Below are 11,804 nucleotides of genomic sequence, written 5' to 3'. Positions count from 1 at the left end.
TCGGGAAACGTGACGCCATGTTCCCGATCCGCGACCACAACCCCTCCCGGCGCACGCCCTATGTGGTCTACGGCCTGATCGCCGCGAACATCGTCGCGTTCCTGCTGCAGCTGCCCCACATGAACAGCGAACGCGCGATGATGGTTTTCTGGCGCGACTGGGCGATGATCCCGGCGGCCGTCACCGAGGGTGGCGAGGTCCGCGGCGTCCTCACCTCGATGTTCCTCCATGCCGGACTCATGCATCTCGCCGGCAACATGCTCTTTCTCTGGATCTTCGGCGACAATCTCGAGGACCAGATGGGGCATCTCGGCTTCCTCGCCTTTTACCTCGTCTCGGGCCTTGCCGCGGCCGCGGCGCATATCGCCGCCGATCCCGGCTCGGTCGTGCCCACGGTCGGCGCCTCGGGCGCGATCGGCGGCGTCCTCGGCGGCTACCTCTTGCTTTTCCCCCGCGCCCGGATCGACATCCTCGTGATCTTCTTCGTCTTCTTCCGGGTCTTCGCACTGCCGGCCTGGGTCATGCTCGGGCTCTGGTTCGGCATGCAGATCCTCGGCGGCCTCGGCACCCCGTCCGAGGCCGGCGGCATTGCCTACTGGGCCCATGCGGGGGGCTTCGCCGCCGGCATGGCGCTGACGCTGCCCCTGTGGCTGAGGCGCGGCGCGGCCGCCTTCTGGCAGCGGACGCAGGGCCGCCCGCCCCATCCCGAGACCGAGTATTCCCCGTCCTCGATCCCGGTCATCCGCCGGAGGCGCAAATGACCCTGCCCGAGATCCGCAAGCCCCACCCTGCCCGCTGCCATTGCGGCGCGGTCGAGCTCGAAGTCACCCTCGCCCCGAAAGGCCTCGCCACGGCGCGGCGCTGCGACTGTTCGTTCTGCGCGAGGCGTGGCGCCGTCACCGTCACCGTGCCGCTCGACGGGCTCCGCGTGGTGAAGGGCGAAGACAACCTCACGCTCTACACCTGGAACACCGGCACGGCGAAGCACTACTTCTGCAAGACCTGCGGCATCTACACCCACCACCGCCGCCGCTCGAACCCGAACGAATACGGGCTCAACGCCGCCTGCCTCGACGGCGTCAACCCGCGCGACCTCGATCCGGTCGCCTGGACCGATGGCATCGACCACCCGTCCGACCGGACCTGATCTTCTTCATTGCCGAAATACCCTCGGGGGTGAATTGCCGCATGAGCGGCAAGAGGGGGCGGACAGCCCCCTTACCCGGCCCGGCCCGGGCGCGCCCTCAGGCGTCTTCCCGCAGGATCTTCGCGAGCGCGCCGAAAAGCTCGCCATTGGCCGCGATCACCGCGCCGGACTCTAAGATGTCGCGCCCCTCGCGCACCGCGTCGGTGAAACCGCCGGCCTCGCGCACCAGGAGAAGCCCCGCCGCCATGTCCCAGGCCCCGAGCTCGCGCTCCCAGAAGCCGTCGTAGCGTCCCGCCGCCACATAGGCGAGGTCGAGCGAGGCCGAGCCCCAGCGCCGCACCCCGGCACAGGCCGGCATCAGCCGCGCGAGGTCGCGCAGGGTCGCCGGCAGCGTCTTCTTGGCCCCGAACGGCACCCCGGTCGCGAACACCGCCTCGACCATCGAGCGCCGTCCCGAGACCCGGATCCGGCTCTCGTTCATCCAGGCGCCCGCGCCCTTCTCGGCCCAGTACATCTCGTCCTTGGCCGGATCGAACACCACGCCCGCGACGATCTCGCCCTTGTGCTCGAGCGCGATCGACACCGCCCAGTGCGGCAGGCCGTGAAGGAAGTTCGTGGTCCCGTCGAGGGGATCGACGATCCAGCGCCGGGTCGGGTCGGCGCCCGCGGTCTCGCCGGTCTCCTCGCCGAGCCAGCCATAGGTCGGCCGCGCGGCCATCAGTTCGTCGCGGATGATCTTCTCGGCCGCGAGATCGGCGCGGCTGACGAAGTCCCCCGCCCCCTTGACCGAAACCTGCAGGTTCTCCACCTCGCGGAAATCCTTCACGAGGCTGCGGCCGGCCTTGCGCGCCGCCTTGATCATCAGGTTGAGGTTGGCACTGCCCTGCATCGGCCCCGGCTCCTTGTCATCAAGCCCGTGCCTATACGCGCGCCCGGGCCGGTTGTGAAGGGGCCGGGCGCCCGAAATCCGCCCTCAGACACCCGCCGGCCGCGGGCGCCAGAGCCCGCGGCCGGCGAGCACCGCGCGCAGGAGCGTCGGCCGGTCGCTCATCAGCCCGTCGACGCCGAGATCGATCAGCCGCTCCATCTCCGGGGCCGCGTCGACGGTCCAGACATGGACCTCGATCCCGCGCGCATGGGCGGCGCGGACGAACCGCTTGGTGACGAGCGGTATGCCGCGATGCGTGGGCGGCACCTGCACCGCGGGAAACCCGCCGACCGCCACCGGCAGCCCCCAGCCCGCGAGCCAGAGCCGCGCCACGCCCGCATGGGCCGGCGACCAGCAAAGCCCGGGCCCGAGCGCCGCGCAGAGCCGCGCCGTCCGGCGCGGCTCGAAGGATCCCACGCAGACCCGCCCGAGCGCGCCCGCCGCCGTGATCGTCGCCGCCATCGGTTCGACCGCCGCATCCGACTTCGCCTCGAGATTGACGTAGAGCCTCGGAAAGCCCGCGAGCACGTCGTCGAGCCGGGAAATCGCCGCCCCGCCCCGCGTCCGGACCCGCGACAGCTCGGCCCAGTCGAGCGCATCGACCCGCTCGGGCCGCCCCGCCATGCGCTCCAGCGTGTCGTCGTGGAAGATCACCGCCACACCGTCGCGGGTCGCCTGCACATCGGTCTCGATATGGCTGTACCCCAGCGCCGCCGCATGGGCGAAGGCGGCCTCCGTGTTCTCCTCGGCCTCGAGCGCACCGCCGCGATGGGCGAAGGCGATCGGTTTCGGATGGTCGAGGAACGGATGCATCGTCAGGCCCGCTGCAGCTTCACCGGCTCGCTCCGCGCGAGCTTGAGGAAATGCGCCATGAAGGGCCGCGTCGCCTCCGCCTCGCGGACCCCGGCATACATCCGCTTCGTCAGCCCCTTTTCGGTCACCGGCCGGGTGACGTAGTCGGGCTGGTACTTCACCTCTCGCAGCACCCAGTCGGGCAACACCGAAACACCCCGGTTCGACGCGACCAGCATCAGGATCACCGCCGTCAGCTCGACCTGCCGCACCGCCAGCGGCTCGACCCGCGCCGGGCGCAGCACCTCGGAGAAGATGTCGAGCCGGGCGCGGTCCACCGGATAGGTGATCAGCACCTGGTCGCGGAAATCCTCGGCCACGACGAAGGGCTTTTCCGCCAGCGGGTTCTGCCGTGCCGCCACGAAGGTCGGCGCATAGTCGAAGAGCGGTCGGAACACGATGCCCGACAGCGTCTCGGGATCCGAGGAGACCACGAGGTCCACCTCCTCCCGCGCCAGCGCCGGCAGAGCCTCGAAGGCGAGGCCGGGGCGGATATCGACATCGACCTCGGGCCAGGCGCGGCGGAACTGCTCCAGCACCGGAAAGAGCCAGTCGAAACAGGCATGGCACTCGATCGCGATATGGAGCCGCCCGCTCTTGCCCGACCTCAGCGAGCGGAACTCCTCGCCGAGTGCCGCGATCTCCGGCAGCACCCGTTCGGCGGTGCGCAGCATCCGCAGCCCCGCCGCCGAGAGCTTCAAGGGCTTCGACCGACGCACGAAGAGCTCCACCCCCGCCTGCTCTTCCAGCCCCTTGACCTGATGGCTGAGTGCGGACTGGGTGATGTTGAGCTGCTCGGCCGCCCGCGCCAGACCGCCGGCCTCGTGGATCGCCTTGATCGTCCGCAGATGCCTCAGCTCGAGATGCATCGCCGCCCCGCTATCATCCGATCTACCTCATATTGATCTTGAGAATTATGAATTTGTCTCACGTCCTCCGATATGAGACAAGAGCCCATCCAACACGAGGACGACACGATGCCTGCACCCCGGATTTCCTTCGAGTTCTTCCCGCCCCAGACGCTCGACGCGTCGTTCCGGCTGTGGGAGACGGTGCAGATGCTTGCGCCCCTGAAGCCGAACTTCGTCTCGGTCACCTACGGCGCCGGCGGCACGACCCGCGAGCTGACGCATGAGGCGGTCACCACGATCGGCGACCATTACGGCCTCAACGTCGCGGCGCATCTCACCTGCGTCGATGCGACCCGCGCCGAGACGCTCGCGATCGCCGAGAGCTACGCCAAGGCCGGCGTGACCGAGATCGTGGCGCTCCGCGGCGACGCGCCGAAGGGCGAGGAGAGCTTCAGCGCCCATCCCGAAGGCTTCGCCTCCTCGGTCGAACTGATCGAGGCGCTGGCCGAGACCGGCAAGTTCACAATCCGCGTCGGCGCCTATCCCGAGGCCCATCCCGAGGCCGCCGACATGGCGGCGAACGTCGCCTGGCTGAAGCGCAAGATCGACGCCGGCGCCTCCTCGGCGATCACCCAGTTCTTCTTCGAGGCCGAGAGCTTCTTCCGCTTCCGCGACGCCTGCGAGAAGGCCGGCATCGACGCGCCGATCATCCCCGGCATCCTGCCGATCATCTCATGGTCCGGTGCGCGGCGCTTCGCCGAGCGCTGCGGCACCTCGGTGCCGGACTGGCTCGACAAGACCTTCGACAAGGCGATCCGCGACGGGCGCGAGCATCTCCTCGCCACCGCGCTCGCGACCGAGCTCTGCGACGACCTCATCCAGGGCGGCGTCGAGGATCTGCACTTCTACACGCTCAACCGGCCGCACCTGACGCGCGAGATCTGCCACGCGCTCGGGCTCGAGCCGCAGGTCTCCCTGCAGAACGTCGCCTGAAGGGACGTTCGGCAAGCCGGCCCCGGACCGCTCACAGTCCGGGGCCGATTTGCGCCCGGCCGGTCGCGCCCGACCACCTTCCGTACGCGACAAGTGGCCGATATCGTGTTATCATGTCACGATAATTTCTTGGTCTTCACTTCGGCCGGTGTCCCAATGGCCGACACGCGCCTCGGCCATCCCTCCCGGCCACATGATGATTGTCAGGAGGAAGTCATGCCCAGCATCCGTTCGCTTCTTGCCCTCGCCGCCGCGCTTTGCCTCGCCCCGGCGCTTGCCGCGGCGCTGCCCACGATCCCGATGCCCGACGAGGATCCCTATGCCACCATGCGCGACTGGCGCCCCTGCCCGTTCAACGCGAACAGCGAAGACTACTATGCCGTGATGGGGATCCGCTACGATACCGGTTACACGATCTGCATTCCGGTCCAGTCGAGCTGGTTCGAGGTCAAGAACGTGTTCGTCAGCGCCCCTCGCGAGGGTGGGAAGCTGCCCCTGCGCCAGTGGCCTGACCCGACCTACGACCACCTTCTGGTGCCCGGCTATTCCGGCCCGTCCATGCACTGGTGTGGCCCCAACGCCTACATGACGGCCTATGACGTGCCCGACAACACCTTCACCTGCGTTGAGATCGGCGAGGAGCTTCCCGCCGGCCGCAATCCCGGCTGGCAACCGCTGTCAGAGATCTATGTCGACGGCCCCGGCGGAACGCAGGCGCCCTATCCCGTACCGGCAGCCGGTACCTCGACACATGTCTGCCGCGACGGTTACGTCCTCATCGGCATGCACCACGACGCCAACATCTTCCTTTGCGGGCTGCTCTTCTCGGTCGATCCCTGAACCGGCGAACCCGAGCCGGCATCCGATGCCGGCGTAACGCAGGTGCCGCGAACCGGAGCGGCATTCGACAGCGCAAGGACCGCCGAGCCGCGGTCGCGCGCGGCTCAGGTTCCGCTCCGCCGCCCGATCGCCGGCAGTGACCACGCCGCCCGTGTCCGTCTGGCTGTCGCGGTGGGATGCAGGCTTTCCGACGGGTCGCGTCCGACCTGCCGCCGGGCGCGCAGGACGAACGCCTTGCCCCAGCCGCGCGTCGTGCCGACCGAGACCACCGCGGCATCGGTGGGGAACCGGGCTCGCCAGCCATCCGGCATGGCCAGTCCGCAGCGCGCGGCCTTTTCCAGCATCCAGACCAGCGGGATATTCGACAGCGGCCGCGCTTCCGTCAGACCGCTCAACTGGCCGCCGACATCGCCATGGGCGCCACGGAACCAGACCTGCTCGACCCTGCCCTCCCAGTCGCCATCGGTGGTCTCCCACATGATCGGATCGAAGGCCGCGCGGTTCTCGTCGAGAGCCAGCGCGTGATAGCCGTGCTTCACCACCGGACCGAGCGCGTGGTTGTGGAACTCGTGATGGGGCTCGGTCCACATCCACAAGAGCGGCAGCCGAACGCCCAGCGCCTTGACCGTGTCGAAGACCCCGATCATCTCGATCTCGACCTTCGGATGGCAGAAGCGACGGCGGAAGACCGCCTCGAACTTGCTCTCGCTCTCGCGCTGGTAATAGCGGTAGGCGAGCTGGACATTGCGCTCGGTCGCGTGTTCGGCCTTGAGCAGCCCGACCTGATCGAGGATCCCCGCGAGCGAGCGGACCGCGTAGGCGCCGCGCGAATAGCCGAAGAGGAAGATCCGGTCGCCGGGCCGGTAGCGGGTCGCGAGCCAGCCATAGGCGCGGCGGATCTGGCGGTTGATGCCGCGCCCCATCGCCACGTCGGGCGTGTTGCGCCACATGTGCCACTGCACGCCCGCCTCGTAATAGAGCGACAGGCGCGACGAATGCGGCACTTGCTGCAGGAGCCGGTAGATGAGGCCGACATTCGTCTCCTGCCCCGGCTCCAAAGAAGAGAGCGTCCCGTCGAGGCAAATGACGTGATCGCACGGCCCGCGCCCGCGAACCGCGCTCTGCGTCTCGACCTGACGGCCGATGCGCAACAGCTTCAGCAGCTTTTCGGTCAGCCGCGTCACCCTAAACAGGCCTCCCGTGTCTTCACCCTGTGTTCCAGCATAGCCCCGACCCCCGAGTCGGCCAAAGGCGCGAAGGTGTAACTTGCCGTTACCAAATGTTTCTGTTTCCACACGCGCAACAAAGCCGTGACCCGTTCGCCGCTGTGATCGGGCGCATCCGGACGGTCGGATCTGCACATGTTGCGGACTCCTGCGTTCGGGCGGGCCGCGGCCTCGCCCGGATTGCCTCTCCCGGCATCGGGACCGGTCCAATAGAGGTAATCCCGATGCCCGGTGACTGAAGCCTATGCACAGAAGTTTGACGAAAGGTTGACCCGCCGGGTGGCGGCCTTCCGCACGGGTTGGTGCGAATCGATAGGGCCGGCGCGAGCGCCGGCCCCCTGCCGGTCCGGACCGCCGGCCTCAGGCGCCGAGACGCATGACCGTGGCGACCGTCATCCTGCCGAAGCCGTTGAAGCCGGTGTTCGTGGCCGTCGAATAGGCACCCATTCCCGAGAACACTAGGTAATCGCCTTCCTCGACGTCTTCCGGCAGCGCGACCTCGCCCGGCAGCCGGTCGACGCTGTCGCAGGTCGGCCCGAAGATCACACGCGGCCGCGGCGCCCCCCGGCGCGTCTCGCCGTCGCCGTTCACCGCCGCGATCCGGTCGATGATCCCGGTAATCGGCAGCTCGTCGAGATTGCCGTAGGTACCGTCGTTGAGAAACACATGCTCGCCGTCGCGCACCGCCTTGATCCGGGTCGCGAGCGTGAAGCTCTCCGCCACCAGTCCGCGGCCCGGCTCGCAGACCAGGGCTGGCGGCGCGCCCTCGAAGGCCTCGTCGGCAACGCGGCCGATCAGTTCGAAGATCGCGTCGAGTTGCGGGCGTTCGTCGTTCAGCCGGTGCGAGGGGAAGCCGCCGCCGACGTTCAGCCGCCGCGCCCTGACGCCGGCATTGGCGCAGATCCCGGCGGCGGCGCGCAAATACGCGTCCCAGGCCATCGGATCGGTGCACTGGGTGCCGGGATGGAAGGTCAGTGAGGCGATGAAGCCCGCCTCGTGCACCTCGCGCAGCAGTTCCGCCGCGAGTTCCACCGTGGCACCGAACTTCGCACCGAAGTTGTAGGCCGCCCCCGCGACCGGCAGCTTGAAGCGCACCGAGATCTCGGCGCCCTCGACGGGCACGATCTCGATGAGCTTCGCGAGCTCCGAGCGACTGTCGACCGAATAGGACTTCACGCCCATCTTGACCGCATAGTCGATCTCGTGGCGGGCGCGGACGGGGTTGTTGTAATGCAGCGCCGCGGCCGGGGCGAGGCGGCGCACCATCTCGATCTCGGCCGGCGAGGCGACGTCGAAGCCCTGGATCCCGGCGGCGACGAGGTTCTGGACGACCATCTCCGCGGGGTTCGATTTCACCGCGTAGGTGACGAGGCCGGGAAAGCCGTCGAGAAACCGCCGCGCGGTTGCCTGCAGCACCGTGGGCGCGAAGAACATCACCGGGTTGTCCGGGCGTTCGATACGGAGGAATTCGGACGGAGTCGTCCAGATCGTCTTAGAGAGCCCCATCGGCGTATTCCCTGCCAACAAGGCGCAGCCACCTTTTTACCGGGGCATCCGGTTGGAAAGCGCTTACGCATTTCACCAAACCAGGCCAGGTGCGAATGGGCCGCCCTTCTCCTGTAACGAAGTTTGCCGGATATGATGCACATTTCTACCGATCAAAAGAGTAGATTCGCCTCAGAACTTCGTTAGAATAACGAACAGCCTGTCATATCGCCGGAATCGCCGCATGGACGACCTCGACCGCTCAATCCTTGGTTATCTCGGCTCAGACGCTCGCGTCTCGGTGGCCACGCTGGCCCGCCGGCTCAAGGTCGCGCGCTCCACGATCCAGGCGCGGCTGGAGCGGCTCGAGACCTCCGGCGTGATCGCGGGCTACACGGTCAAGCTCGGCGAGGCGGCGCGGCAAAGCCGGATCCGCGCCACCGTTCTTCTCACGATAGAGCCGCGCGCCCAGGCCAACGTGCTGACCCGGCTGAAGGCGATCCCGGAGGTCGAGCGGGTCCACACCACCTCCGGCCGGGTCGATTTCCTGCTGCAGGTCGCCGCGCCATCGACGGCGGTGCTCGACGGCGTCCTCGACATGATCGGCGAGATGACCGGGGTGAAATCCTCCGAAAGCCTGATCCACCTCTCGACCAAGCTCGACCGCGCGGTCTGAGCCCCGCCGCTTGCTTTCGCGGCCCGAGGGGCGCAGGCTCGGGGGCGGGCTGAAACCGGAGGATCGACATGGCCAAGGCGAAGCGCGGCACTCCCTGCTGGTACGAACTGACCACACCCGACCCTGATGCCGCGGCGCGGTTCTACGCGCATGTCCTCGGCTGGACGGTCGCCGATTCCGGGATGGACGGGGTCGATTACCGGATCGCCCGCGCCGGCGAGACAATGGTCGCCGGGATGATGGCCGCGCCGGCGGGCGCGCCGCCGGCCTGGATCTTCTACGTCACCGTCAGCGATTGCGACAAGGCCGCGAAGGCCGTCGCCAAGGCCGGCGGCACCGTGCATCAGGCCCCTGCCGACATCCCCGATACCGGCCGCTTTGCCGTCGTTGCCGATCCGCAAGGCGCGCCGTTCGGCCTCCTCGCCCCCGAGGACGGCGCGAACAGCGCCGCCTTCGACCAGAAGCGAACCGGCCACGGCTGCTGGCACGAGCTGATGACCTCCGACCCGGAGGCGGCGATGGCCTTCTACGGCAAGCAGTTCGGCTGGAAGCAGGGCGACGTGATGGATCTCGCCGAGATGGGCGGCTACCACCTCTTCCGTCACGGCAAGGCCGATATCGGCGGCATGATGCGGCAGGCTCCCGGAATGCCGGGCCCCGACCGGCCGTTCTGGCTGCCCTATTTCGGCACCGAAGGCGTGAGCGCCGCCATCGGCCGCGTGAGCGGTGCGGGCGGGCGGGTCTTCCACGGCCCGCTCGAAGTGCCGGGCGGCGCCTTCATCATGGTCGGACAGGATCCGCAGGGCGCAATGTTCGCGCTGGTCGGGCCGAAATAATAGGGGCTTCCACGATACGTTGGTCTGTCCACTTAATCTTCTTGCCGTGCTATTTTTGGGCAAGGAGGATCGCCACATGGGACACTCATCGGCAGCGAAGAAGGCCGGGCCGCGTGACGCTGCGAGCAAGGTCGCGCAGCAGCGTCTGAGCGTGCTGGATCTGGCCAGGGAACTCGGTAACGTCGCCGAGGCGTGCAGGCAGCGCGGCATGGACCGGACGAGCTTCTACGAGTGGAAGCGCCGGTTCCAGACGCAGGGCTTCGACGGGTTGAAGGACCTGCCGCCGATCCACAAGAGCCACCCGCAGACGACCCCGCCTGAGACCGTGGAGAAGATCAAGGCTTTGGCGCTCGCCCATCCGGCCTACGGCTGCAACCGGCACGAGGCGATGCTGGCGCTGGAGGGCATCCGCGTCTCGTCGATCACCATCCAGAAGATCCTGCACGACCAGGGTCTGGGGACGAAGATCGATCGCTGGCTCGCACTGGAGAGCCAGAATGCCGAGAAGGCGATCGAGATCACCTCGGAGCAGGCCGCATTCCTAGAGAAGATGAACCCCTGCTTCCGGGAAAGGCACGTGGAATCAGCAGCTCCAAGCGAGCTCTTGTCGGCCGATACCTTCTTCGTCGGCAGCCTCAAGGGCGTCGGCAAGGTCTATCTGCACGCCGTGGTCGACACCTATGGCTCCTACGCCTTCGGCTTCCTGCACGTCTCCAAGCAGCCGGAGGCCGCCGTGGCCGTGCTGCACAACGACGTTCTGCCCTTCTACCGGAATCTGGACCTGCCGGTGAAAGCGATCCTGACGGACAACGGCCGCGAGTTCTGCGGCACCGAGCGCCATCCCTACGAGCTCTATCTCGACCTGGGCGGCATCGAACACCGCCGCACGAAGGTGAAGTCACCCAAGACCAACGGCTTTGTCGAGCGCTTCAACGGCACCGTCCTCAACGAGTTCTTCCGGGTGAAAATGCGCGAGACCTTCTACGAGACCGTCGAGGCGCTCCAGGCCGACCTCGACACCTGGCTCGTCCACTACAACACCGAACGCCCGCATCTGGGATACCGAAACCAAGGCAAACGACCCCTCGAAACCGTCATGTCATTCGTCAGTCAAGAAGGTTAAGTGGACACCTTGCGCCCTTCACTCCGCTCATACCGGCCCGCGCCGCATAGGCGGTCGGCTTCGGCATCCAGCATCGCGTTCAGGGCTTCCTCGACCGTACCGCGCACCATCTCGTCCAGATGGTCCCGTATCCGGGCCTCGTCGATCTGGATCACTTGCCCCATCGGTTTCGGCGTCTCGTTCTCGTCCATTCTCAGCTCCTCTCAGCCAGTCTGAAAGGGGCCGACCTCACGGTCAAATGTGCGAAAGACTTTGTACGTTATCATGCGCAAACGGCGGCTATAGGGGGAAAAGCCGAAGGTGCGCATTGTACTGGAGTTGCTTGAAAAGCCACCCGAGACGCAATTGCAGCACAGGTTTCGGCAGGTATGTTGATGAAGTGCAAAGGTTGCGCTTAACTGCCGTCGGATGATTTGTGGGGGGCTAACGTGCCAAGTCAGACGATACAACAAGCCTTGCTTTCAAAAGGGTACTTCCCGAAGGAACTACCTCCTGTTTTCACTACAGAAGATTTCGGACGCCTGTCGCAAGATGTATTGACCAGATGGGAATCCGAAAGTGTTTTCAAGATTGATACAAAATCTCTCGGCAAGACACCATGCAAAAGGAAGCGTCGAGGCGCATATACCTATTTCGTCGAAAGCGCCGAGGCTGAAATTCCCTCAAAGCCCAAGAGGGGATACGAGCGCAGGAACCTGCATATCACACATCCTATACCTCAAGCTCTCTTGGTTAGGGTCAGGACCCATTGATCTGCTTGAAGCTGCCGCCGCCGGGTGATTCAAGGCTCCAGACTGACGGGGTTGATGATGAGCAATCTTTTCTGGCTGACGGACGAGCAGATGGA

12 protein-coding genes and 1 pseudogene are annotated in these 11,804 nt (G+C 66.7%); 7 read left to right on the top strand and 6 right to left on the bottom strand.

The window, feature by feature from the left end:
• The first annotated feature begins 17 nt into the window (after window positions 1-17).
• Window positions 18-761: a rhomboid family intramembrane serine protease gene (locus OM960_RS17455; RefSeq protein WP_264772857.1), complete on the top strand. Its 744-nt coding sequence runs from the start codon at window positions 18-20 to the stop codon at window positions 759-761.
• Complete coding sequence (locus tag OM960_RS17450; RefSeq protein ID WP_264772856.1) at window positions 758-1,147, top strand: GFA family protein; 390 nt, start codon at window positions 758-760, stop codon at window positions 1,145-1,147. Before OM960_RS17455 ends, OM960_RS17450 begins: the two co-directional genes overlap by 4 nt.
• A gap of 97 nt (window positions 1,148-1,244) precedes the next feature.
• Here the strand turns inward: OM960_RS17450 and OM960_RS17445 are convergent, their stop codons facing one another.
• The 3 genes from OM960_RS17445 to OM960_RS17435 all read right to left on the bottom strand — a co-directional run bounded on the left by OM960_RS17445 (window position 1,245) and on the right by OM960_RS17435 (window position 3,796).
• Window positions 1,245-2,036, bottom strand: coding sequence for an inositol monophosphatase family protein (locus OM960_RS17445; protein WP_263339573.1), 792 nt, complete (start codon window positions 2,034-2,036; stop codon window positions 1,245-1,247).
• An 84-nt stretch (window positions 2,037-2,120) separates the two neighbouring features.
• Window positions 2,121-2,888 (bottom strand): glycerophosphodiester phosphodiesterase family protein, encoded by a 768-nt coding sequence (locus OM960_RS17440; RefSeq protein ID WP_264772855.1) that lies wholly within the window; start codon window positions 2,886-2,888, stop codon window positions 2,121-2,123.
• A 2-nt stretch (window positions 2,889-2,890) separates the two neighbouring features.
• Window positions 2,891-3,796: a LysR family transcriptional regulator gene (locus OM960_RS17435; protein ID WP_264772854.1), complete on the bottom strand. Its 906-nt coding sequence runs from the start codon at window positions 3,794-3,796 to the stop codon at window positions 2,891-2,893.
• Between the two features lie 108 nt (window positions 3,797-3,904).
• Here OM960_RS17435 and metF point away from each other — a divergent pair, with 108 nt between their 5' ends.
• Both metF and OM960_RS17425 read left to right on the top strand, forming a co-directional pair.
• Window positions 3,905-4,771, top strand: coding sequence for a methylenetetrahydrofolate reductase [NAD(P)H] (gene metF / locus OM960_RS17430; protein ID WP_264772853.1), 867 nt, complete (start codon window positions 3,905-3,907; stop codon window positions 4,769-4,771).
• A 216-nt stretch (window positions 4,772-4,987) separates the two neighbouring features.
• A complete protein-coding gene (locus OM960_RS17425; RefSeq protein WP_264772852.1) occupies window positions 4,988-5,611 on the top strand; it encodes a hypothetical protein in 624 nt (207 codons plus the stop codon).
• Between the two features lie 104 nt (window positions 5,612-5,715).
• Here OM960_RS17425 and OM960_RS17420 read toward each other — a convergent pair whose 3' ends face one another.
• Both OM960_RS17420 and OM960_RS17415 read right to left on the bottom strand, forming a co-directional pair.
• A complete protein-coding gene (locus OM960_RS17420) occupies window positions 5,716-6,795 on the bottom strand; it encodes a T6SS phospholipase effector Tle1-like catalytic domain-containing protein (protein ID WP_432759527.1) in 1,080 nt (359 codons plus the stop codon).
• Window positions 6,796-7,197: 402 nt separating this feature from the next.
• Window positions 7,198-8,343: a type III PLP-dependent enzyme gene (locus OM960_RS17415; RefSeq protein ID WP_264772851.1), complete on the bottom strand. Its 1,146-nt coding sequence runs from the start codon at window positions 8,341-8,343 to the stop codon at window positions 7,198-7,200.
• A 223-nt stretch (window positions 8,344-8,566) separates the two neighbouring features.
• Here OM960_RS17415 and OM960_RS17410 point away from each other — a divergent pair, with 223 nt between their 5' ends.
• The 3 genes from OM960_RS17410 to OM960_RS17400 all read left to right on the top strand — a co-directional run bounded on the left by OM960_RS17410 (window position 8,567) and on the right by OM960_RS17400 (window position 10,957).
• On the top strand, window positions 8,567-8,998 hold the full coding sequence (locus OM960_RS17410) for an Lrp/AsnC family transcriptional regulator (protein ID WP_263339558.1): 432 nt from the start codon (window positions 8,567-8,569) through the stop codon (window positions 8,996-8,998).
• Between the two features lie 68 nt (window positions 8,999-9,066).
• Window positions 9,067-9,834: a VOC family protein gene (locus tag OM960_RS17405; RefSeq protein ID WP_264772850.1), complete on the top strand. Its 768-nt coding sequence runs from the start codon at window positions 9,067-9,069 to the stop codon at window positions 9,832-9,834.
• Between the two features lie 76 nt (window positions 9,835-9,910).
• On the top strand, window positions 9,911-10,957 hold the full coding sequence (locus OM960_RS17400) for an IS481 family transposase (protein ID WP_264772849.1): 1,047 nt from the start codon (window positions 9,911-9,913) through the stop codon (window positions 10,955-10,957).
• A gap of 8 nt (window positions 10,958-10,965) precedes the next feature.
• Here OM960_RS17400 and OM960_RS17395 read toward each other — a convergent pair.
• Window positions 10,966-11,121: pseudogene (locus tag OM960_RS17395) on the bottom strand (transposase); the annotation flags it as partial.
• Window positions 11,122-11,804 lie beyond the last annotated feature (683 nt).

Origin of the sequence: Defluviimonas salinarum (assembly GCF_026013545.1) — a bacterium.
GTDB classification, from domain to species: domain Bacteria; phylum Pseudomonadota; class Alphaproteobacteria; order Rhodobacterales; family Rhodobacteraceae; genus Albidovulum; species Albidovulum salinarum.
This window is presented reverse-complemented; position numbering and strand designations above follow the sequence as displayed.

Coding starts and splice junctions, on each gene's coding strand:
- OM960_RS17455 (WP_264772857.1), top strand. CDS start 18: ATGTTCCCGATCCGCGACCACAACCCCTCCCGGCGCACGCCCTATGTG.
- OM960_RS17450 (WP_264772856.1), top strand. CDS start 758: ATGACCCTGCCCGAGATCCGCAAGCCCCACCCTGCCCGCTGCCATTGC.
- OM960_RS17445 (WP_263339573.1), bottom strand. CDS start 2,036: ATGCAGGGCAGTGCCAACCTCAACCTGATGATCAAGGCGGCGCGCAAG.
- OM960_RS17440 (WP_264772855.1), bottom strand. CDS start 2,888: ATGCATCCGTTCCTCGACCATCCGAAACCGATCGCCTTCGCCCATCGC.
- OM960_RS17435 (WP_264772854.1), bottom strand. CDS start 3,796: ATGCATCTCGAGCTGAGGCATCTGCGGACGATCAAGGCGATCCACGAG.
- metF (WP_264772853.1), top strand. CDS start 3,905: ATGCCTGCACCCCGGATTTCCTTCGAGTTCTTCCCGCCCCAGACGCTC.
- OM960_RS17425 (WP_264772852.1), top strand. CDS start 4,988: ATGCCCAGCATCCGTTCGCTTCTTGCCCTCGCCGCCGCGCTTTGCCTC.
- OM960_RS17415 (WP_264772851.1), bottom strand. CDS start 8,343: ATGGGGCTCTCTAAGACGATCTGGACGACTCCGTCCGAATTCCTCCGT.
- OM960_RS17410 (WP_263339558.1), top strand. CDS start 8,567: ATGGACGACCTCGACCGCTCAATCCTTGGTTATCTCGGCTCAGACGCT.
- OM960_RS17405 (WP_264772850.1), top strand. CDS start 9,067: ATGGCCAAGGCGAAGCGCGGCACTCCCTGCTGGTACGAACTGACCACA.
- OM960_RS17400 (WP_264772849.1), top strand. CDS start 9,911: ATGGGACACTCATCGGCAGCGAAGAAGGCCGGGCCGCGTGACGCTGCG.